21 protein-coding genes are annotated in these 21,663 nt (G+C 67.0%); 3 read left to right on the forward strand and 18 right to left on the reverse strand.

Annotated features, from left to right (window positions below; translation table 11 throughout):
* From IIE29_RS11920 to IIE29_RS11950, 7 genes are all read right to left on the reverse strand, one after another.
* The gene (locus tag IIE29_RS11920; RefSeq protein WP_209325506.1) at positions 1 to 300 is read right to left on the reverse strand and encodes a DUF4244 domain-containing protein; all 300 of its coding nucleotides are present in this window, start codon (positions 298 to 300) and stop codon (positions 1 to 3) included.
* A gap of 186 nt (positions 301 to 486) precedes the next feature.
* Positions 487 to 1,089, reverse strand: a complete 603-nt coding sequence (locus IIE29_RS11925) for a GNAT family N-acetyltransferase (protein WP_209325507.1) — start codon at positions 1,087 to 1,089, stop codon at positions 487 to 489.
* Positions 1,090 to 1,135: 46 nt separating this feature from the next.
* On the reverse strand, positions 1,136 to 1,831 hold the full coding sequence (locus tag IIE29_RS11930; protein WP_343071892.1) for a type II secretion system F family protein: 696 nt from the start codon (positions 1,829 to 1,831) through the stop codon (positions 1,136 to 1,138).
* Complete coding sequence (locus tag IIE29_RS11935; RefSeq protein ID WP_209325508.1) at positions 1,795 to 2,490, reverse strand: type II secretion system F family protein; 696 nt, start codon at positions 2,488 to 2,490, stop codon at positions 1,795 to 1,797. Before IIE29_RS11935 ends, IIE29_RS11930 begins: the two co-directional genes overlap by 37 nt.
* Positions 2,487 to 3,659 carry a TadA family conjugal transfer-associated ATPase gene (locus IIE29_RS11940; protein WP_209325509.1) on the reverse strand — a complete coding sequence of 391 codons (1,173 nt, stop codon included), beginning with the start codon at positions 3,657 to 3,659 and terminating at the stop codon, positions 2,487 to 2,489. Before IIE29_RS11940 ends, IIE29_RS11935 begins: the two co-directional genes overlap by 4 nt.
* Complete coding sequence (gene ssd / locus IIE29_RS11945) at positions 3,656 to 4,663, reverse strand: septum site-determining protein Ssd (protein ID WP_209325510.1); 1,008 nt, start codon at positions 4,661 to 4,663, stop codon at positions 3,656 to 3,658. Before ssd ends, IIE29_RS11940 begins: the two co-directional genes overlap by 4 nt.
* 244 nt (positions 4,664 to 4,907) lie before the next feature.
* Entirely contained in the window at positions 4,908 to 7,196 is a 2,289-nt protein-coding gene (locus IIE29_RS11950; protein ID WP_209325511.1) for a hypothetical protein, read from the reverse strand.
* Between the two features lie 336 nt (positions 7,197 to 7,532).
* Between IIE29_RS11950 and acs the strand changes: the two genes are divergently transcribed.
* Entirely contained in the window at positions 7,533 to 9,470 is a 1,938-nt protein-coding gene (gene acs, locus IIE29_RS11955; protein ID WP_209325512.1) for an acetate--CoA ligase, read from the forward strand.
* A gap of 112 nt (positions 9,471 to 9,582) precedes the next feature.
* Entirely contained in the window at positions 9,583 to 9,990 is a 408-nt protein-coding gene (locus IIE29_RS11960) for a phage holin family protein (RefSeq protein WP_209325513.1), read from the forward strand.
* A 109-nt stretch (positions 9,991 to 10,099) separates the two neighbouring features.
* On the opposite strand, the gene IIE29_RS11965 is transcribed toward IIE29_RS11960, so the two are convergent.
* Entirely contained in the window at positions 10,100 to 10,912 is an 813-nt protein-coding gene (locus tag IIE29_RS11965) for an NUDIX hydrolase (RefSeq protein WP_209325514.1), read from the reverse strand.
* A 16-nt stretch (positions 10,913 to 10,928) separates the two neighbouring features.
* Positions 10,929 to 11,675: an endonuclease III gene (gene nth / locus IIE29_RS11970; RefSeq protein WP_209325515.1), complete on the reverse strand. Its 747-nt coding sequence runs from the start codon at positions 11,673 to 11,675 to the stop codon at positions 10,929 to 10,931.
* A 210-nt stretch (positions 11,676 to 11,885) separates the two neighbouring features.
* Between nth and IIE29_RS11975 the strand changes: the two genes are divergently transcribed.
* Positions 11,886 to 12,563: a Crp/Fnr family transcriptional regulator gene (locus IIE29_RS11975; RefSeq protein WP_209325516.1), complete on the forward strand. Its 678-nt coding sequence runs from the start codon at positions 11,886 to 11,888 to the stop codon at positions 12,561 to 12,563.
* A gap of 91 nt (positions 12,564 to 12,654) precedes the next feature.
* On the opposite strand, the gene IIE29_RS11980 is transcribed toward IIE29_RS11975, so the two are convergent.
* The 9 genes from IIE29_RS11980 to IIE29_RS12020 all read right to left on the reverse strand — a co-directional run bounded on the left by IIE29_RS11980 (position 12,655) and on the right by IIE29_RS12020 (position 21,520).
* Complete coding sequence (locus IIE29_RS11980; RefSeq protein WP_209325517.1) at positions 12,655 to 13,419, reverse strand: MBL fold metallo-hydrolase; 765 nt, start codon at positions 13,417 to 13,419, stop codon at positions 12,655 to 12,657.
* The gene (locus IIE29_RS11985) at positions 13,416 to 14,366 is read right to left on the reverse strand and encodes an NUDIX hydrolase (protein ID WP_343071893.1); all 951 of its coding nucleotides are present in this window, start codon (positions 14,364 to 14,366) and stop codon (positions 13,416 to 13,418) included. Before IIE29_RS11985 ends, IIE29_RS11980 begins: the two co-directional genes overlap by 4 nt.
* A gap of 16 nt (positions 14,367 to 14,382) precedes the next feature.
* Entirely contained in the window at positions 14,383 to 14,856 is a 474-nt protein-coding gene (locus tag IIE29_RS11990; RefSeq protein ID WP_209325519.1) for a RidA family protein, read from the reverse strand.
* A 47-nt stretch (positions 14,857 to 14,903) separates the two neighbouring features.
* Positions 14,904 to 15,059, reverse strand: a complete 156-nt coding sequence (gene sp36, locus IIE29_RS11995; protein WP_009883339.1) for a Sp36 family protein — start codon at positions 15,057 to 15,059, stop codon at positions 14,904 to 14,906.
* 228 nt (positions 15,060 to 15,287) lie between these two features.
* Positions 15,288 to 17,648: a transglycosylase domain-containing protein gene (locus IIE29_RS12000; RefSeq protein WP_209325520.1), complete on the reverse strand. Its 2,361-nt coding sequence runs from the start codon at positions 17,646 to 17,648 to the stop codon at positions 15,288 to 15,290.
* Between the two features lie 36 nt (positions 17,649 to 17,684).
* Positions 17,685 to 18,644: a metallophosphoesterase gene (locus IIE29_RS12005; protein WP_209325521.1), complete on the reverse strand. Its 960-nt coding sequence runs from the start codon at positions 18,642 to 18,644 to the stop codon at positions 17,685 to 17,687.
* A 76-nt stretch (positions 18,645 to 18,720) separates the two neighbouring features.
* Positions 18,721 to 19,629 (reverse strand): metal ABC transporter permease, encoded by a 909-nt coding sequence (locus tag IIE29_RS12010; protein WP_209325522.1) that lies wholly within the window; start codon positions 19,627 to 19,629, stop codon positions 18,721 to 18,723.
* Complete coding sequence (locus IIE29_RS12015; RefSeq protein WP_209325523.1) at positions 19,626 to 20,492, reverse strand: metal ABC transporter ATP-binding protein; 867 nt, start codon at positions 20,490 to 20,492, stop codon at positions 19,626 to 19,628. The genes IIE29_RS12010 and IIE29_RS12015 overlap by 4 nt, the downstream gene beginning before the upstream one ends.
* Positions 20,493 to 20,494: 2 nt before the next feature.
* A complete protein-coding gene (locus IIE29_RS12020; protein ID WP_209325524.1) occupies positions 20,495 to 21,520 on the reverse strand; it encodes a metal ABC transporter solute-binding protein, Zn/Mn family in 1,026 nt (341 codons plus the stop codon).
* Positions 21,521 to 21,663: the final 143 nt, after the last annotated feature.

Raw genomic sequence — 21,663 nt, forward strand, 5'->3', positions numbered from 1 at the left:
TCAGCTTCCCATTCCGAGAGCGGTCTGGATGACTCCGGTGACGAGCTCCTTGATCGGTTCGGATTTGAGGATCACGACGAGCAGGGCCGCGAATCCGCAGGCGGCAAGCGTGGTGATGGCGTATTCTGCGGTGGTCGCTCCGGTGTCCGCTCTCCAGAACTCCTCGGCGGCCTGACGGCCGGCGAACGGCTCGATCTCCCCTCCAGGCTCGATCTGCCTCGCGGGCTCGATCTGCCTCGCGGGCTCGATCGGACCGGCCGGTGGGTCGTCGATCTCCGGGGCAGGTGACGTGGTGCTCATGCTCTCCTCCTTGGCAACGGCTCCGTTCGCACTCTGCGAGCGGAAGATCAGCCTGCGAGGCGGGAGGCAGTCATGTCCAGGAGTGAAACCGTGCCTGTGGAAGCCGTTTCACCCTCCACAGGTCAATGACGTGCAAGTCGCGGCAGCGTCCACAGCCAGCGGCGACGAAGTCGGTTCGGAGTCGGTTCAGGTGTTGCTCGCCCAGTCGTCCCTGAGGATGGCCATGATCACCTCGTCGTGGCGCCGCCCGTTGAAGAACACGGCTTCTCGGCGGCGCCCCTCCTCGACGAAGCCGGCCTTCGTGTAGGAGGCGATGCCGCGGGTGTTGAACGCCCAGGTCTGCAGTTCGATGCGGTTGAGTCCCAACTGCAGGAATCCGTAGTTCACGGCCAACCGCACAGCGTCGGAGCCGTATCCGCGACCGTGGAACTCAGGACCGAGGACGATCGCCAGGGTCGCAGACTGGTTGATCGGGTTGCGCCCGTACAGGGTGACGTGCCCGACGAACTCCTCGGTCTCGATGAGTTCGATGCTCAAGCCCACGGCGTCGCTCGTAGTGTTCGCACTCCACTGCGAGAACTGTTCCGAGACTCCCCCTTCGGGCCGCGGCAGAACCGTGTGGTTCTGCAGGACGACGATCGAGGGGTCGTACCACCACTGCTCGAGATAGGGCAGATCGTCCTCGCGCAGGGGTCGCAGTCGCACGGATCGACCGACGAAGAGCTTCTCTGCGTATTCTTCCGCCTGTTCGACGCTGGACAGTTGGCTGAAGGGTGTGACCGGTGACATGCATCGACCCTATCGGCCCTTCCTGAAAATCGGTTCAGCACCCTGCTCAGAAGAAGACGGTCCCCAGATCCGAGAGGAGGGAGATGACGACGGGCACGACGGACAGCAGCAGGAAGGCCGGAAGAATGCACACACCCAACGGCAGCACCAGCCGCACCCCCAATGCCGCTGCGGCCTCCTGCTGTCGGCGGCGGGAGGAATCACGCAGCTCCTTGGCCACGGACTCGATGAGCGGAGCCGGTCCGACTCCGGTGTGTTCGGAGAATTCGAAGACCTCGAGAACCGGCAGCAGCCGGTCGTCCTCGGCGAGCTTCCGGCCGCCGATCGTCATCGCCCTGCCGATCCGCTGGAGGCCGGAACGGTCCCCGGTGGCCTCAGCGGTGAGTGCCAGTGCCACGGGGATCGGCAGGCCGGAGGTCAGACAGATCGCCACGAGATCGAGGTCGAAGGCCAGTTGGTCATCGGCGACGACTGTGCCGGTTCCGGTACGGTCGGCTCGACCTCTGCGGGGCTCCTGGGCGGCATCATCGTGCCTGCCCGTGGAATGCCCGGCCGCGGACGTCGCGCCCTTCCCCGCCCGGGGTCCGGGGCCGTGCCCGGCAGCGGTGTGGCCGAGGAGTCCCTGCAGGCGCGAACGGGTCGTTCCCGACCACAGCAGCACTCCGAGTGCGACGAAGGCGGCGATGAGCACAGGCAGCATCACGATCACCGCTGCGCCCGCAGCATCATCGTCCTCATCCACCAACGGCCGAGCACGTAGAGGGCCACACCCCCGCCGATGCTCAGCTGACCCGGCAGACCGGTGGCCAGATCCGTCGGCTCCACGCCGATGAGCAGCCCCAGGCCGATGCCGATGAGCGGCAGCCAACTGAGTACGCGCACCGTCGATTTCGGTCCGGCCATCGCGATCCGGCGTTCGCGCTCGGCATCGAGGGCATCGCGTTGGGCGGCGGCATAGCGCAGGATCATCTCGGCTGCGGGCGCCCCGGACCGTTCGGAGACGGTCCACACCGCGGCCATTCCGATCAGCACCTCGGCGGCAGGAGCGGGCAGTTCGGCGCTGCGTGTGGCGATGGCTCGGCCCGGTTCCTCGCCCAAGGAGATCGCCCGTGAGATCGGCACCAAGGCCTCGTTCTGTCGGCTCAAGGTCGTCATCACCGCCTGCGGGGTCATCCCGACCTTGAGCAGGTGTGCGCAGTTCTCCACCGCGCCGATCGCCCACAGCCTGTCCGCCTGTGACTCCTCTGCGGACCCGCCTCGGCGACGGATCCTGCGCAGGCTCCGTCGATCGGTCTCCGCGCCCTCGCTGCGGCGCAGGAGTTCGCGCAGACGCGCGCCCGGCGCCGACGGGGCCGCGAGGATGATCCCTGCGGCCACGAGAACTGCGATGAGCACGGTCATCCGGCTGACTTCTGCTCGAGCACGGCCTCGAACCGTGCCAGGGCACGCCGGTTGACGGTCCCTTCGGCCGAAGGCGAGGGCCGCCCCCACACCGGTTCCATCACTACCCCATCGGCACCGGTCCGGATCGGGATCGCCAGTTCGGTCACGCCCCGGTCGGACCCGGATCGGCGCAGGTGGACGACGAGGTCGATGGCCGTGGAGAACTGCGAATACACGGCCTCCGGGCTCATTCCCGCCAGCGCACCGAGTGAGGCGACCCGACTGGGCACGGCGTCGGCGGTGTTCGCGTGGATCGTCGCGCATCCGCCTTCGTGGCCGGTGTTGAGCGCGGTGAGCATGTCCCTGACCTCGGCCCCGCGGCACTCACCGACCACGAGGCGGTCAGGCCTCATCCGCAGGGCGTTGCGGACGAGGTCGGTCAGGGTCACCTCCCCGCCGCCTTCGACGTTGGCCTGTCGGGCCGCGAGCTGGACGACATGGGGATGGGTGACGATGAGTTCGCGGGAGTCCTCGACGATGACGATGCGCTGAATGGCCTCGACCTGCGAGAGCAGAGCACCGAGGAGGGCCGTCTTGCCCGTTCCGGTGCCCCCGGAGATGAGGATGTTCGCCCGCGACGCAACCGCCTCGGCGAGCAGAGGGCTCACATCATCGGGGACGAACCCCTCGGCGCACAGCTGGGCGAAAGGGAATCCGGAGCGTTTGGGCACGCGGAAGGAGATCGTGGTGGTCTCGCCCGAGATCGGCGGGACGATCGCATTCATCCGCACCCCGTCGGGCAGTCGCACATCGACATAGGGACTCGCGTCGTCGAGGCGGCGCCCGCCGAGCGCGGCCAGCCGCACCGCCAGGGACCTCACCTCGTCCTCGGCGCCCAGGGAGAGGTCGAGCAGCCGAGGACCGTCACCGGTGTCGGCGAAGATCTCCCGCGGTCCGTTGACGAACACATCGGTGGTTCCCGGCACCTCGAGCACGGGCTGCAGAGGACCGGCCCCGGACAGCTGTGCGGACAGCCGGGTGACGAGTTCGAGCAGGGCGGCCGACCCGAGGACGCGGCCGGTGCGTTGGACCGCTTCGGCGACGGCTGCCGTGGTCACCGGTCCGGGATTGTCGAGCAGGGTCTTGCGGACGTCGGCGACGAGGGAGGCGTCGAGCCATTCGCTCATTCCACCCACTCCCCCAGCAGCCGATCGACGAGGCGACCGAGGTGGGCTCCTCCCGGGATGCCCTCGCCGCGGTCGACGGCGGCAGACAGCCCGCGATCATCGCGGATGCTTCCGGCCAGACTCAGCCCGATGGATTCGGCGAGGAGTTCGGCGTCGAGGCCGCCGACTCCGGTTTCGCGGACGACGAGGCGGACATCGGGGTGGGCCTGTGAGAGTCGTTTGGCGACTTGGGAGGCAGCGACCGCGGAGCGGACCCTGGCCGGGGCCACGAGCAGCACGTGATGGCAGCGGCGGGTCCACTGCGGTGGGGCGTGACGGGGCAGGTCGACGATGACGAGGTCGAAGGCCTGCCCGGCCGCGGCGAGGAAGTCGTCGAACACGTCCGGATCGAGGTCGACGGTGTCGTCACGTCCCCAGGACAGCAAGGCCAGCCCTTCGTGACGGGGCAGCGCGTCGGCCAGTGTCGAGGGGCGCAGCTGTCCGCGGGAGGCGCTGAGGTCGGTCCAACGGGGCCCGGGCACCTGCTCGGCCCCGAGCACGAGGTCGAGTCCGCCCCCGAGCGGATCGGCGTCGACGAGCACGGTGCTGATATCGGCACCGGCCCGACGAGCGAGCGCGCAGGCGAGCACCGAGGCGCCGGCACCGCCGCAGCCGGCGACGACGCCGACCGTCGTGCCCGGGGAGACAGGAGGTTCGATGGCCGCGATCATCCGCCCGCTCAGCCATTCCGCGGCGGCGGGCAGCACTGCCAGCTGATCCACGCCGAGGTGGGCCGCTTTCGCCCAAGTCGATGCGGGTTCGTCGCCGTCGAGGACGACGAGGATCCGGTCGGCGTGATCGGTCGCGGGTGCTTCCCCGACGTCCTCGCCGAGGAGGATGAGGGAGGCGGACTGCCAGCCTCCGGAGTCGGGAGGCAGAACCGTGAGGGTCACGCCGATGCTTTCTGCCACCCGGGCGCATTCTTCGGTGATTGCGCCGAGGTCGGTGATGAGGGCTACCTGCATGCCACGAGCCTGTCTGATGTTCCGGCGTGCGGACCAGACGGGCGCGGGCTCCTGTGGATGGGACAGCGAAAGGGCGCCTCCTGTGAGTTCGAGTCACAGGAGGCGCCCTTTGCGGTGCACCGCGGTCCCCGGTCCTGGTCAGCGGCGGTGTTCGTCTTGCCCGATCAGTGCAGGCGACGCCTGCGAGCGCCGTCCGCGCCGCACTGCGTCCACAGCGCGGACGTTCGAGTCGGTGCCGACCGGTTCAGCCGCGTTGGATTCCTTCGATATTGCGCAGGATTCCTTCGCGCCCGTCGGTGTCGCGGACCTTGAACCAGGAGCCCTTGTCCTCGAGGCTGAGGTACCAGTCGCCGGGGTAGATCGTGAACACCGGCATCCCGGTGGTCGGGTCCACGGCTTCGCGCGGTTCGGGAACGGCGAACCAGAACGCCTGGATGATGGGGCGCTCGCCGTCCTCACGGGCACCCTGCCCGGCGTCAGCAGGCACCGGCTCACCGTCGATGGCCGTCTGCGCCACCGTCTCCTCGTCCGAGCGGCCGGTCTCCGCACCTTCGGCCTCTGCCGCCGACCGGTCGCCGTACGAGGCGACCGGAACGTATTGAGTGGGCTCCTCGCTCTCGGGGACGGTGGTCGACTCGGTACGAGTCGCCGGCTGGTCGTTCGTCGCCTGACCGAGAGACGGTGATGAGTCCTCGCCCGTGCCGGCGTTCGTGTCCGAGGACTTCGCATTGACCTTGGACACGAGGTCGCTGCTCTCCGCCGGGGAGACGACGGTCGGAGCCTCCTCATCGCTCGCCGAGGCGGTGTCCGCGGAGTCCGTGAACCGGGCCGGTTCCGCGCTCGGGTCGACTGCACCCGCAGCTGCGGGTGAGTTCGCTTCGGCATCCGCGACGGCCTCATCTGCGTGCGGCTTCGGGGTCCCGATCGTATCGTCCGTCTCGGAGTCCGGGGCGGCGTGGCGGCCACGTCGGCGTTCGGAGTCATCAGCATTCGCCGAGGACGCACCGGCCACGGCGGCTCCGCCGAGGACGCCCGCACCGGCGGCTGCCGCCGCGGCACCGGAGTGAGAGTCTTCGCTCTCGGCCGTCTGCGGTCCTGTCGCGGTGGGCTGCTCGTCCCGGACGCCGCCCTGTTCGCGGTCTGCGCCGAAGCCGAAGGCCTGGGTGGGTTCGCTCTGCGAATGCTGTGGAGCATCCGAATCGCGAGCGCCGAGGTAGGTCTGGCCGTCACCGGTGCTGTGCACCGGCTGGTCGGAGGATTCGCCCGATGCCGGCGCCGAGAAGGCGTTCGCCGAGCGCTCCTGTTCCTGCTGCTCGGGCGGTGCGTAGGGGTTGGGCCGCTGATTGTCGTCGGGCTGCCCGGGCTCTGGCTGCCCGAACTGCGGCTGCCCGGGCTGTCCGTGCTGCTGCCCATACTGCGGCCCGCCGGGATGCTGACCGAACTGATCGGGTCCTGACTGGTCGGGCCCTCCGAAACCGCCCTGCTGGCCGGGGTCTCCGAATCCGCCGGGCCCGGGCTGTCCCGGTCCGCCGGGCTGACCGGCACCGGCCGGCGCCGAGCCGTAGGGGGCGAACCCGGGTGCGCCCGCGCCGCTGCCGGGAACATTGGCCACGGGGGCCGGGTGCTGAGTGTGCTTGGACACGGGGCGAGCCTTGGGATGGGTCTCGACGTCTTCGCGCCCGGCGAATTCCCGGGCGAAGAACGGGATCATCGTGAACACGCCGGCGAAGAAGGCGATGAGCGCGGCGAAGAAGGCCAGGTAGGCACCCACATGCCAGTAGACCGCCGAGGTGAGCAGATCGATGAACGCGTAGGTGAAGGCCATCGCCGAGAGCACCGAGATGAACTGGTCGAGACTGAGCGAGCCGATCCGCAGACGGCCGTTGCCGAGCTTGTTGACGAGGACGGCAGTCGCCAGCAGCAGGATCGAGAGGACGGTGAACACGAGCGCGCCCATATCGGCGACGTTCCAGTGCCATAGAGTCGTGGTCTCGAACCCGTAGTCACGATATGGCACGAACAGTGTGATGAACGCGAGCAGGCCTGCGAAGAGGAGGAACAGGTCGCGCAGCGTCAGCGGTCCGATGAGCCCTGGGCCCGACCGCTGCTTGGGAGCCGGTGCGGCACCGAACTGTCCTGGCCCCGCGCCGAACTGTCCGGGCCCCGAACCGTAGGGCCCGGGCCCTGAACCGTAGGGGCCGGGTCCTGAACCGTAGGGGCCGGGTCCCGAACCATAGGGGCCGGGGGCCGAACCATAGGGGCCGGGCGCGGAGCCGTACGGGGCGGGAGAGCCATAGGGGCCCGGGGCTGAACCATAGGCACCCGGTGCCGAGGCATTCTGCCCGGGCGCAGAGCCGTACTGGCCGGGCGCGGATCCGTAGGCCTGTCCGGGCGCAGAACCGTAGGGTCCAGGGCCCGATCCGTATGCCGGGGGCTGACCGCCCGCCTGGGGCGTGTTCTGCCCCGGGTGCTGCGGGGGCTGATCCTGCCACGGCTGTGGCCCGGACCCGGTTGGATGCTGCGGCGAACTCATCGCTTACTCCACTCGATCTCGGGAAAAGGTAACAGTGTTGCGGCGTCTGCGCGGGACGGATCCCGACAGACTCTGCTCCCATCCTTGCAGAACACAGGCCTCCTGTGCACTCATCCACACCTGATGCACCCTCCGGAAGCCAGGTTCTCCCACCGCCGAGGCGGGGCAAATCCCCAGTGCCGCGGCATCGGAGGCGTGTGACGCATAGCACATCAGAGCCTCTGTGGCTACCCCCACTCCCACCGCTCATCGCACGAAACACTGCTGTCCGGCCCCCGTCGGCGGGTATACAGTGCAACTAGAATTTTCGATCCACCAAAGAAGTCGGAGGGAAGAATGACCGAAAGCATCGCCGATCAGGCCGAGACCTTTGCCCCACCTGAGCAGTTCGCAGCCGCCGCCAATGTCGGTGCCGACGAATACCAGCGGGCCGACGCCGACTACCTGAGCTTCTGGGCCGAGCAGTCCCGTGAGCTCGTCGACTGGCACGAGGACTTCGACGAGGTCCTCGATTGGACCAACCCTCCGTTCGCGAAATGGTTCGTCGGCGGCAAGCTCAATATCGCGTACAACTGCCTCGACCGCCATGTCATCGCCGGCAATGGCGACCGCGTGGCCATCAACTTCGAGGGTGAGCCGGGAGACTCGCGCATCTTCACCTATGCCGAGCTCCTCGCCGAGGTGTCGAAGGCGGCCAATACGCTCACCGATCTCGGCGTCACGGCCGGCGACCGTGTCGCCATCTACCTGCCGATGATTCCCGAGGCGATGATCTCGATGCTGGCCTGCGCCCGCCTCGGTGCGGCCCATTCCGTCGTCTTCGGCGGCTTCTCCGCCGACGCCCTGCGCTCACGCATCATCGACGCCGAAGCCCGCGTGGTCATCACCGCCGACGGCAGCTATCGCCGGACCAAACCCACCAGCCTCAAGCCCGCCGTCGACGAGGCCCTGTCCGCCGGTGACACCCCCGTCGAGCACGTCCTCGTCGTCGAGCGCACCGGTCAGGACATCGACATGGTCGACGGCCGGGACCAGTGGTGGCATGACACCGTCGGCAAGGCCGACGCGAAGCACGAATGCGAGTTCTTCGACTCGGAGAACCCGCTGTTCATCCTCTACACCTCCGGCACCACCGGTAAGCCGAAGGGCATCCTCCACACTTCCGGCGGCTACCTCACCCAGGTGCTGTACTCGATGAAGGCCGTCTTCGACATCAAGCCCGAATCCGACGTCTTCTGGTGCACTGCCGACGTCGGCTGGGTCACCGGACACTCCTATGTCACCTACGGCCCACTGGCCGCAGGTGTCTCCCAGATCGTCTACGAAGGCACCCCGGACACCCCGCATCAGGGCCGCTGGTGGGAGATCGTCGAGAAATACAAGGCCACGATCCTCTACGCCGCACCGACGGCGATCCGGACCTTCATGAAATGGGGCGAGGAGATCCCGGCGAAGTACGACCTGTCCAGCCTGCGCCTGCTCGGCAGCGTCGGCGAACCGATCAACCCCGAGGCGTGGCGCTGGTACCACCGCGTCGTCGGCGGCGAACGCTGCCCGATCGTCGACACCTGGTGGCAGACCGAGACCGGTGCCCACATGATCGCACCCCTGCCCGGCGTCCTCTCGACCAAACCCGGTTCCTCGCAGCGGCCGATCCCCGGCATCTCCGTCGACGTCGTCGACGACTCCGGCGAGAACCCGGCCGGCCCCGAGGGCGGACTCCTCGTCATCCGCCAGCCGTGGCCTGCGATGCTGCGCGGCATCTGGAAAGACCCGGAGCGCTTCAAGGAGACCTATTGGTCTCGTTTCGAGGACACCTATTTCGCCGGTGACGGTGCCCGCAGGGACGCGGACGGCGACATCTGGTTCCTCGGTCGCGTCGACGACGTGATGAACGTGTCCGGCCACCGCCTGTCGACCGCGGAGATCGAATCCTCGCTCGTCGCCCACTCCAACGTCGCCGAGGCGGCCGTGGTCGGCGCCGCGGACGACACCTCCGGGCAGGCCGTCATCGCCTTCGTCATCGTGTCCAACGGCGTCGAGGACTCGGCCGACACCGCCGAGGAGCTGCGTCAGCATGTGGGCAAGGACATCGGTCCGATCGCGAAGCCGAAGAAGGTCCACATCGTCACCGACCTGCCGAAGACCCGGTCGGGCAAGATCATGCGGCGGCTGCTCAAGGACGTCGCGGAGAACCGCGAGATCGGCAACACGATGACCCTGGCCGATGCCTCGGTGATGGACAGCATCGAGAAGTCGGTCGCGAAGGTCTGAGCCGACCGCGTCCGGCGGGCTTTGCCGTTTTCCCGCCGATTCGCCTTGGCCGCTGGGCGCCTTCAGACTACTCTTAAGTTAGATTGTCCCCGTTCTCGATTTAGGAGCACTCATGGCCGAGAGGTCGATCAGCGAACTGATCAAAGGCATCAGCGACGATTCCAAAGCGATCGCCGAGGAAGAGATCGCGCTGGCCAAGGCCGAGGCCACTGCCGGTGCCAAGAACCTGGGCATCGGAGCGGGCCTCGCCATCGCCGCGCTCTTCCTGCTCTTCCTGTCGTCTTTCATGGTGATCTTCGCAGGTGCGGCTGCCTTCCATGAGGGCCTCGGTTGGCCGTGGTGGGGAAGCTTCCTCATCGTCTTCGGCATCCTTGCCGTCATCGCGATCGTCCTCGTCCTCGTCGCGCTCCCACTGTTCAAGAAAGGCAACCCCGTCCCGGGAACGGCGATCGGCTCGGCCAAGTCCCTGGTCGCTTCGGTCAAGCGTGCGCTGAAGAACCCCTCGGGTCCGAGGTACTGAGCCCAGCTTTTCGCCACGACAGAAGCGGCGCCGGACAGCATGTCCGGCGCCGCTTCTGTCTGTGCGCCTCTCGGGCTGTCGGCGACCGGTCTCTCTTGTCGGCGGCCGGTCAGAGATCGATCGCGATCGAGGCCGCAGGGTCCCATTCTCCCGCCCAGCCGAGGTGGTCGAGCGCGAAGTCGAGGATGCCTGCCGTGAAGCCCCACACCTTGAGCACACCGACGTCGAAGGCCGGGGTCGTGATCTTCAGGTCCGGCCGGGCGAAGGTCCCTCGGTTGCCAGGCGCTACGAGGTCGGCGACGGCGATGCGGTAGACCGAATACGATTCGCGTTCGTCCATCACCTGCACGGCCCCCGGCTGTCGCCAATAGCCGATGACAGGAGTGACCTCGAACCTGCTCACGGGAATGTAGAGCGGGTCCATCTGCCCGAGCACCTCAACGGTGTCGGGGAAGATCCCTGCTTCCTCCTCGGCCTCGCGCAGAGCGGCTGCGGCCATGGATTCGTCCTCCGGGTCACGTCCGCCGCCGGGGAAGGCGACCTGCCCCGGGTGGTGACGCAGGGTCGCCGCCCGCTGCAGGAGGACGATGTCGACGTCGGCGACGCCGAGCTCCGCCAGTCGCCGGCTCTCGGCTCGACCCGCCTCGGTCCGGGCCCGTCCTCCCCGTCCGAACAGCATGAGGACTGCGGCGTCCCGGACCTTGTCCTGGCCGGCCTTCTTCATCCGGCGCAGCCACAGCGGAGAGCCGTGCGAGGTGGCGAGGTCCTCCAGCTGGGAGCGCAGCGCTCCGTCGGCGACCGTCGCACTCTCATCGGGGATCCGCGGAATCTCCACATCGTGACCGAACCGCGGGTCGGGCGCGTTGCCGGGCCGGATGTCGCCCGCGCTTCCGAATCTGCGGTCGGCCGCCTCGGCGCTCATGGTGTCGTCCGCACGTTCACGACGTGGCCTCGGGTGCCATTTCGAACCGGAGCATGGTGCGGGCCTTTTCGGGGTCGAGCTCGCCGATTCCGAAGGAGGGACACAGTGCCGTGAGCGGACAGGCGCCGCAGGCGGGGCGACGGGAGTGGCAGATGCGACGCCCGTGGAAGATCACCCGGTGTGACAGCACAGTGAGTTCTCTCTTCGGGAACAGGGACGCGATGTCGTTCTCGGCTCTGACCGCGTCTGTCTCTTCGGTCCAGCCGAAGCGCCGGGCCAGTCGTCCCATATGCGTGTCGACGGTCAGGCCCGGGGTGTCGAAGGCGTTGCCGAGGACCACATTCGCGGTCTTGCGGCCGACTCCGGCGAGCTTGACGAGTTCGTCGAGCGTGTCTGGAACCGCGCCGTCATGGTTCTCGACCAGGTCGTCGGCGAGCTTGACGATGTTGCGGGCCTTCGAACGGTAGAAGCCGGTGGAGCGGATGAGCTCCTCGACTTCGACGAGGTTGGCCACGGCGAGGCTGTGGGCGTCGGGGAAGGCGGCGAACAGGCCGGGGGTGACCGCGTTGACGCGGATATCGGTCGTCTGCGCCGAGAGCACCGTGGCGATGAGCAGCTGGAACGGAGTCTCGAAATCGAGTTCGCATTTCGCATTCGGGTACACCTCGGCGAGGATCCGATTGATCTTCCGCGCACGCCGGGTCCGGCCCAGCGGGGTCTCCTTCGCGAACTTCCGCGCGCTCTTCTCAGCCACCGTCAACACAGCTCACCATCCTAATCCGTGGCCGATGTTTCCGCAGTGAGGACCCTCACATCGCACTGCCCGCCCACCACCGCGGATATGCGCGGCGGTGCCAGCGGCACCGGGCAGGACGGGTTTTCACATTCATGGGCCACACTCCCGCGTCTTTGCTGGTATCGATGCAGTTGACCAGGTAGATTTATGTGTGATTATCACGACAAGGAGGAACCAGTGGATATTGAAGTGGTGCGGGGCGCGACGCTCTTCGCAGGCCTGGACGATGAAGCCACCAGTGCATTGATGAAGTTCATGAACCCGCGGAGTCTCCGTCGGGGAACCGTACTCTTCAACGAAGGCGATGCCGGCGATGAGCTCTACATCGTCTCCACGGGCAAGCTCAAGATCGGCCGTGAATCCTCCGACGGCCGCGAGAACCTGCTGTCCGTGGTCGGTCCCGGCGAGATCATCGGCGAGCTCAGCCTCTTCGATCCGGGCCCACGCTCGACCTCCGTCACGGCCGTCTCCCAGTCAGAGCTGCTCAGCCTCAAGCACGAAGACCTGACCACCTGGCTCAACGAACGGCCACAGGCGGCCATGAACCTCCTCAAGGCCCTGGCCCAGCGCCTGCGCCGGACGAACGAGACCGTCGGCGACCTCGTGTTCTCCGATGTGCCCGGACGCGTGGCCAAGGCCCTGCTCGATCTGGCCGCGCGCTTCTCGAAGCCGGCCCCCGACGGCGTCCTCGTGGCCCACGACCTGACTCAGGAAGAGCTCGCGCAGCTCGTCGGTGCCTCGCGTGAGACCGTGAATAAGGCTCTGGCCGACTTTGCCGCTCGCGGCTTCATCCGCCTCGAGGCCCGCTCGGTCGTCATCCTCGACATGGACCGCATGCGCAACCGCGCCCGCTGACCTCCCACGTCGCCGAGCCACCGGCGCCTCTGCAGCTCGAACGCCCGGACACTGCGGTGTCCGGGCGTTCCTGCGTCCTTGCGCCCCGCGCTCAGGCGTCGTCGGCGGGCAGGGCGTCGAGGTAGGCCAGCTGGGCCTTGACGATCTGCTCGGCAGCGGGCCGCACGGAGGGGTCGACGTCGTGGTAGACGATGTCGCAGACCTCGCCGGCGGTCTTCGCTCCCTGGCCGAGGGCGGCCCTGACCTGCTCGATGCGCTCCGATCGGTGGGCGCGGTAGTGGTCGATCACCTTCGCGGGATCGTCGATGCGGGGGCCGTGGGCGGGTTCGATGACTGCGAACGCCTCGTCATCGAGCAGGCTCCGCAGCCGGTCGAGGGAGTGGAGGTAGTCGCGCAGGGACCCTTCGGGGTGAGTGACGATCGTGGTCCCCTCCCCCAGGATCGTGTCGCCGCTGTAGAGCGTCCCGCCGTGGATGAGGCTGATGCTGTCGCTCGTATGGCCGGGGGTGGCCACCACGCGGAGCACATCGGCCGGGGCACCGCCGAAGGAGATCTCGTCGCCATCGGCCACCGGATCCGTGTGCCGGGCGAAGCGGTCGAGCACCGCGTAGACCGGAACGTCGGGGGCCCATTTCCCGATGCTGCCCAGCATCTCCGAGTGGTCGGCATGCTGGTGGGTGAGCACGATCGCGCGCAGGCTCCGAGGGCCCACCTCGGCGAGGAAGGCCTCCCGGTGCTCGGCGATCTCCGGGCCCGGATCGATGACCACCGCCGAGGCGTCGTCCTGACTGAAGACCACGTAGGTGTTCGTCCCGGTCAGGGTCATCGGGCCGGGATTGTTCGCGCGGATTCTCATGAGTCCTCGGTCTCCTCGTCGAGTGTGTCGTCATCATCGTCATCGCCGCCGAAGCTGAGGAACCCGGGGCTCTGGTCGCTGTCGGTCTCGCCGACGGCGATGGCCCGGTCGCGCAGCGTGCCCTTGCTGTGGGGGTCCTTGCCGGTCTGGATGACGACTTTCCAGTCGCCGTCGTCGTTGATGATCTCCGGGCGCAGCGGGTGAACATTGCGCACCTGCGCCATGGCAGCGCCCACGGTCGTGACCTCGCTGAGGCTTTCGACGATGAGACGGGCGCTGGCCCCGATGCTGTTCGGGTCGTCTCCGACCTCTTCGAGCACCTGGGACGGGCGCTTCCAGCCGCCCGAGGTCTCGTTCGGGGACAGGAAGTCGACCTCCTGGCCGAAGGGCACGGTGGCGATGAAGAACGTGGTGTCGAAACGGTGCAGCTGGGTCGGAGTGTTGATCCATCGCAGCCATGGCTTGCACAGATCGGGACGCAGCTTCACGTCGCGGTCGCGCAGAACCTGGGACCAGGAGACCTCGTTCGAGAACAGCCGGGAGCGTGTGGTGCGCCAGTCCGTCTGCGGCACGGCCACGACCTCTCGGTCGACGTCCTCGGCCAGCAGGATGCCGGTCGCGGCGAAGGTGATGCGTGCGGCTGCGGAGAAATGATGCAGCGCGCGGGATTTGTTCTCGATGCTCAGCGCCCGGGCACAGCGCGCGGAGTTCCACCCCGCCAGCGGAAGCTTGCGCACATCTCCGGGCCGCAGGCTGCTGGTCGGGAATGCCCACCGGTTGCGGTCCTCGACGCCGCGGGCATCGAGCTGTCGGGTGATGAAGACTTCAAGGCCCTCGGTTCCGTCCCTGATCAGTACGATCCCCGAGGTGGGGCGGGGGGCCTCGGGAACGGGCCACCGCCCGTCGGACTGCCAGTGGTCGAGCAGCCACCGCAGTTCCGACGACACGGGCAGAGTCCGTGTGCTAGGCGGCATCGCCTAAGACCTCGACGACGACCTCGACCTCGACGGGGGTGCCCAGAGGAAGGGTGTTCACGCCCACGGCGCTGCGGGCATGCTGGCCGCGGTCGCCGAAGATCTCACCGTAGAGTTCGGAGACTCCGTTGATGACGGCGGGCTGCTGGGTGAAGTCGTCGGCGGAGTTGACGAAGCCGGTGACCTTGACGACTCGGACGATCCGGTCGAGGTCTCCGATGACGCCGGCGATCGCGGCCAGTGCGTTCAGCCCTGCGGTGCGGGCCAGCTGGTAGCCGGTGTCGACGTCGACATCGGTGCCGAGATGGCCTGTGGCCGGCAGTTTGCCCTCGACGACGGGCAGCTGGCCTGAGGTGCAGACGTAGTTTCCGGTGCGGAGCGCCGGAACGTAGGCACCGGCGGGAGACGCGATCTCGGGGAGCTCGAGGCCGAGCTCGGCCATGCGGTCAAGGGTCTTCGACATAGTTCCTCTTTCGAAGTGGGTGGGAGCGGCGGGCCGGCAGGTTCAGCTCATTCCTTCGGACGCTTGAGATAGGCGACGAGGCCATTGTTGTCCGGTCCCGGTACGACCTGCACGAGTTCGTATCCGTCCTCGCCCCACTGATCGAGGATCTGCTTCGTCGCGTGGACGATCAGCGGCACGGTGACGTATTCCCACTTGGTCATGATTCTCCTCGGTAGTGTGTGCGGCGGCCCGATTCTGCCAGGCACTTCCCTGACTCGGGCAACGACGCGGTTCCGACCCCAGACTAGCTCAGTCCGAGGCGGGTCGGCATTTCCGCCGAGAGACGGGACAGCGTGCGAAATGACCGAAGGCGGGGAGGACCCGTGTTCCTCCCCGCCTTTCTGAAGTGACGGTCTGCCGCAGTCGGCCGATGCCCTCAGCTGGTCGGCTCAGTTGCCGCCGAGGCCGGGCGCCTCATCGCTGCCGCCGCCGTCACCGCCGTCGCCGCCGTTTCCACCGCCGCCGTCGCCGCCGTTTCCACCGCCGTTGCCGTGGCTTCCGCCGCCGTTGCCGCCGCCGTTGCCGTGGCTTCCGCCACCGCCGCCGTGGCCGCCACCGCCGCCGTTGTTGCTGCGACCGCTGGTCGAGGAACCGCCGCCTCCGGATCCGCCTCCCTTGAAGTACTTGCTGCTGGGCTTCGGGAACCCGGTGTTGCCCTTGGTCTCCTTGACCGCCTGCCGCATATAGGCCTGCCAGGTCTTACCGGAGATCGTGGCACCGTAGACGTGACCGCTGACGGCACCTGCCCCCTCATAGCGCCAGTCCCGGGTGCCCGACGGGTCACCGGTCCAGACCGCCGTGGACAGGGTCTTCGTGAAGCCGAGCAGCCAGGTATGACCGACGTCGAAGTTCGTCGTACCGGTCTTCGCACCCGCAGGTACGCCGATGCCCAGACCGGAGGTCGTACCGCCGTTGAATGTCTGCGTCAGAGCGTAGGCGACGCCCTTGGCGACGTCCTTGTCGAGGACTCGCTTGCAGCCCTCACCCGGGAGATCGAGCTTCTTGCCGTTGCGGTCCTTGATCTCGGTGATGGGCTTCGGTCCGCAGAACTCGCCTTCGTTCGCGAAGGTCGCGAACGCGGCGGCCATGGCGATCGGCGTGGTCTCCGTCGTGCCGAGGATCGACGAGGGCGACAGAGCCTGGATGAAGCCCGACTTGTCCGCGTGGTCGAGCCTCTCCCCGTTGCCGTAGCGGATGCCCAGGTCCATCGCTGTTTCCATGATCTCGCACATGTTCAGCTGGTTGCCCATGGCTGCGTAACCGGTGTTCACCGAATTCTTCGTCGCTTCGAGCGCGGTCATCGATCCCTTGCCCTGACCGTCGCCGGCATTGTTCGGGTGCCAGTCTCCGCCCATGTTCGGACAGCCCTCGTACTTCCAGGAGCTGGCCGGGAAGTTGCGTTTCGTGGCGTTGACCGTGGTGTTGAGGCTCTTGCCTTCCTTGAGCCATGTGGCCAAGACGAAGGGCTTCCACGTCGAGCCGACCTGGAATCCGCCGCCGCCGTTGTGCTTGCGGTCGACGGTGTAGTTGATCGAGGTCTTCTTGTTCTTGTCCTTCTTCTTGACCTCGCCGGCCGTGTACTCCCGGTTCTCGGCCATTGCGATGACCTCACCGGTGCCGGGTTCGATGGTGACCAGCGCGTGGCCGGCTCCTGAGGGGTCCCCGACGGGCACGCGCTTCTTGACTTCTTTGTCCGCGATCTTCTGGATGTCGGGATTGAGGCTGGTCTTGATCGTCAGACCTCCCCGCTGGAGGAAGGCGAGTCGCTCGTCGGCCGTGTCCCCGAAGGTCTCGTCATTCATGATGACGTTCTGAACATAGTTGCAGAAGAACTCCGCATTGCTCTTCGCCGCCGTACAGCCGTTCGGTGTCTCATGCAGGTCGAGATCGAGGTCGGTCTTGACCGCCTTGTCGTATTCCTTCTGCGTGATGTGGCCGTACTTGAGCATCTGTCCGAGCACGGTGTTGCGGCGTTTGAGCACCTGGTCGGGGAACCGCTGCGGGTTGAACGCCGAGGGGTTCTGCACGATTCCTGCGAGCATCGCCGACTGCTGGATGTTGAGGTCCTTGGCGTGGATGCCCCAGTAACGGTAGGCGGCGGCTTCGACGCCGTACACATTCGGCGAACCCGAGTAGTTGTTGATGTTCATATAGCGGTTGAGGATTTCCTTCTTGTCATACTTCTTCTCAACCGCCACCGCGAGTTTGGCCTCGCGCAGCTTACGGGCATAGCCTTCGACGCCGTCGGATTCCTTCGCCGCCTCGACGCCTTCGGCGTCCTCTTCGGCGTGAGCGTTCTCCGCCAGCACGTTCTTCACGTACTGCTGGGTCAGCGTCGACCCGCCCTGAGTCGTCGAGGACACCATATTGTGCACCGCCGCACGCGCGATGCCCTCGATGTCGACTCCGCCGTGTTCGAAGTACCGGTAGTCCTCGACGGCGATCGTCGCGTTCTGCATGTTCTCGGAGATCTCGTCGAGAGGAACCTCGACGCGATTCTGCCAGTAGAATTCCGCGATCTCGGAACCATCGGAAGCAAGCATCGTCGACTTCTCGCCGAGGTCCTTGACCTCCAGGGTGGCGGGAAGCGAGTCGAAGATCTCGACCGCACTGTTCGCGCTGGCTGTGGCTACGCCGACTCCGGGAATGGCCAGGCCGGCCGCGACGATTCCCGCGACCGCGCTGACGGCCACGAACTGCATGAACGCGCCCATTTTCGTCGGAGTGGGATTTGACTCAGGAGACACCATGAGAGCCAGTTTAACGAATTCGCGCTGTGCAGACTTTCAGAAACCGCTGAACGGCTGGGGTCGGGGCGCGAGAGTCAGCAGGCTGACCTCGGGCCGGCAGGAGAAACGCACAGGTGAGTAGGGAGAGAAGCCCAGGCCTGCCGAGATCTCGACGAGGGTGCGGCGATACGGAAAGACGCCTCTCGCGCGTGTCCGGTCGAGATCACAGTTCGTCACCGGGGCGCCCCAGAACGGCACCCGGATCTGTCCGCCGTGCGTGTGCCCGGCCATGACGAGGTCCGCCCCCGCAGAGGCGAACGCTTCCAATGTCCGCGAATAGGGAGCGTGGGTCACGCCCACCCTGAGACCCGCCTCGGCGTCGAATCGGGGGTAGTCGAGGCGTCCCCGGCCGGGAGTGCCGGCGCTCCAACGGATGCCATCGCGGTCGATATGGGCATCGCCGAGCCCGCAGAAGTCGATGCGGGTGCCCTTGATCGTCAGAGTCGCCTCGGCGTTGTCGAGGAAATGCCAGCCCCGCCCGGTCGCAGCCGAGTCGGCGGTCACACCCTCGAACCCGCGGATGAGAGCCTTGACGTCGAGGTCGGGGGCGACGCGGTGCTTGACCTGAGAAGGAGAGCGCAGATACTTCGCCGGGTTCTTCGCCTGCGGGGAGAAGAAGTCGTTGGACCCGAGGACGAAGACACCGGGAACGTCGAGGAGATCGTCGAATACATCAAGTACGGCCGGCACGATATCGGCAGAGAGATTGTCACCGGTGTTGACGACGAGGTCGGGTTCGAGTCGGGTCAGGGCCTTGACCCATGCGGCTCGGTGCTTCTGCCAGGGCGCCAGGTGCAGATCGGCGACGTGGAGGACTCGGATGGGTGCGGCACCGGTCGGCAGGACCGGAAGGGTATGGCGACGGATGGCGAAGAGATGCGGTTCGATGACCGCACCCCAGATGCCGGCGGCCGCGGGTGCGGCGAGCGCGCCGGCGAGGAGTGCACGCTTCTTCATTCCCCCTACTCTATCCGCTCCCCTCTCTGCCGCCGGACGACGGCTGTTCCACCCGCCTGGGGCATCAGGGCCGCGGTCAGGCAGCAGTGAGGGAGGCACTGTGCTCGGCGGCGGCGCGGGCGGCGCGGCGACGGTCGAGCGACTTCATCCGACGGCCCCCGACGAGCCGGCAGACGAGGTAGATGAGGAAGGAGATCGTTGTGACGAAGGGGCTGATCGGCACCGCAGGTGAGCCGAGGGCGATGAGGATGCCCCCGACCGAGGCGGTGACGGCGAAGATCACGCTGAGCACCGGCACCCACACCGGAGAGGCGGAGAGCTGCGTGGCCGCTGCGGCCGGGGTGATGAGCAGAGCGAGGACGAGCAGGACCCCGACGACCTGCACGCTCAGCGCCACGGCCAGTCCGAGGGTGAGCATGAAGACGATGGTGAGCGCTGAGACCGGCACGCCTTTGGCCCTGGCCACCTCAGGGTCGAGGCTGGAGAACATCAGCGGCCGCCACACGACGGCGAGGACGATGAGCACGGCGAAGGCGCAGATGATGAGGGTGAGGATCTGGGCGGGTGTGATCGCGACGATCTGGCCGGTGAGCAGTCCGAACTTGCTCGCCGCCCGACCGTCGTAGAGGGCGAGGAAGAGGATCGCCAGCCCCAGGCCGAAGGGCATGAGCACACCGATGATGGCGTTCTTCTCCGAGGCCTTGGCCCCGCCGACGCCGATGATGAGCGCGGCCACGATCGAGCCGATGATCGACCCGGCCACGACGTCGAAGCCGATCAGCAGGGCGAGCGCGGCTCCGGCGAAGGAGAGTTCGGAGACCCCGTGGACGGCGAAGGGGATGTCGCGAGCCATGACGAAGACGCTGATGAGGCCCCCGACGACACCGAGCAGAGCAGCAGCGATGAGCGAGTTGGCCAGCAGCGTGACCAATTCCCCGTAGTCTTCGAAGGTGAAGAGGTTGGCGAAGATCTCTCCTGCGCTCATCGGCTCACCGCCCCTTCCGGTGCGAGGTCCTCATCGTGGAGGTGATGGTGGTCGACGCACTCCTCCTCGCCGCCGACGACGACGAGACGGCCTCCGACCCGGACCACCTCGACCGGGGAGCCGTAGAGACGAGACAGGGACTCGGTGGTCATCACCTCGGCGGGGGTGCCGACGAGGAAATGACCGCCGACGATGTAGAGGACCCGGTCGACGTAGGGAAGGATCGGATTGATCTCGTGGGTGACGAAGACGACGGCGGTGTCGCGCTTGACCCTCTGCTCGTGCAGGAGTGCTGCGACGACCTTCTGGTGGTGCATGTCGAGAGACAGCAGCGGCTCATCGCACAGCAGGACCGAGGGATCGTTGGCCAGCGACTGGGCCACCCGCAGCCTCTGCAGCTCGCCCCCGGAGACGGTTCCCGCCGGCGCATGCGCGTAATCGGCGGCGCCGACGGCGGCGAGCAGCTCGTCGACCTTCTTCCGCCGCCCCCGGGAGAACAGACCCATCCCCCACTTGTGGCCGTCGATGCCCATCCCCACGAGATCGCGGCCGCGCATCGGGGTGTGCGGGTCGATCCCGCGCTGCTGCGGAATGTAGCCGATGGCCGGATTTCCCGAATGCACCGTCGATCCGTTGATTTCGGCAGTGCCGGCCGACAGGGTGTTCTGCCCGAGCAGCACCTTGAGCAGAGAGGTCTTGCCGGTGCCGTTGGGACCGAGCACAGCGACGAACTCGCCCGGGGCGACGTCGAGGTCGAGGTCGTGCCAGAGCACGCGAGAACCGAACCGCAGCTCGGCATCGCGCAGACGGATCACCGGCTGTCGGGGCGCTGTCGGAGCGGAGACTTCGGATTCCTTGGCCATTGTCAGTGCCTGTGCCCTTCGAGTGCGGTGGCGATGTCGGTGATGTGGGCGCCCATCCAGTCCGTGTAGTTCTCACCCGCGGGCATGGTCTCGGCGAGGTCGATGACCGGAACATCGGATTTCCCGGCCGTGGACTTCAGCTGCTCGGCTTGGGGGCCGGCCGCCTGAGTATTGTATCCAAGCAGCACGGCCTCACCGTCGGAGATCTGCTTCTCCGCCTCCTTGAGCACCAGCGGCGGCACGTCGTTGCCCTCTTCGACGGCGGCGAGGAAATCCTCGGAGGTGATGTTCTCCAGTCCCATGTCGGCGAACAGCCACAGCGGCACCGGTTCGGTCGCGGCGACCTTCTCCCCACCGTGGTCCTCTTTCACCGCATCGATGTCCTGTTGGAGCCGGCCCAGCTCGCCCTTGTACTCCTTCGCGTTCGCGAGGAATTCGTCCTTGCCCTCGGGCAGAGCCTCGCCGAGGTGGGTCGCTGCTTCGTCGACGAGCTTCGTCATCGTGGGCACCGAGTACCAGAGGTGTTCATTGAACGATCCATGGTCGTGGCCCGCATGGTCGTGTTCCTCGTGGTCGTGTGCATGTCCGCCGCCGTGGGCATCGTCCCCGTCCTGGCCCTGGCGGTGCTCGTGGGGTTCGCTGCCGAGCTCGCCGGAGCCGGGCAGACCGGAGATCGCGACCGTGTCGATGGTGTCGATGTCGGCGCCTGAGGCCTCGAGCATCGTGGTCATGAACGAGTCGTATCCGCCGCCGTTCTCGACGACGAGATCGGCCTTCGACAGTTTGAGGCGATCCTGCGTCGTCGCCTCGTAGGAATGCGGATCCTGATTCGGATCATCGATGATCGCGGTCACCTCGGCGAGGTCGCCTGCGACGTGGGAGACGATGTCGGCGTAGACATTCGTCGAGGTCACCACTCTCAGGTCCCCCGATTCGGAACCCGCGCCCCCACTCCCGCAGCCGCTGAGGACCAGAGTCGTCGCAGCGGCGACGGCTCCGGTGGTGAAAGCGATTCGGGAAGATGTCATGACGGGCCTTTCAGGGCAACGATGAGCGTTCGACACCGTCGACGATACTCAGAACGGCCGCCCGTCACTAATATAAATATTTATATATAGCGACGCTTTTATGTTTTGTCGGCGGCTCCCACCACCTCGATCAAGGCTGCGAG

This window comes from Brevibacterium renqingii (genome assembly GCF_017808095.1).
GTDB lineage: Bacteria > Actinomycetota > Actinomycetes > Actinomycetales > Brevibacteriaceae > Brevibacterium > Brevibacterium renqingii.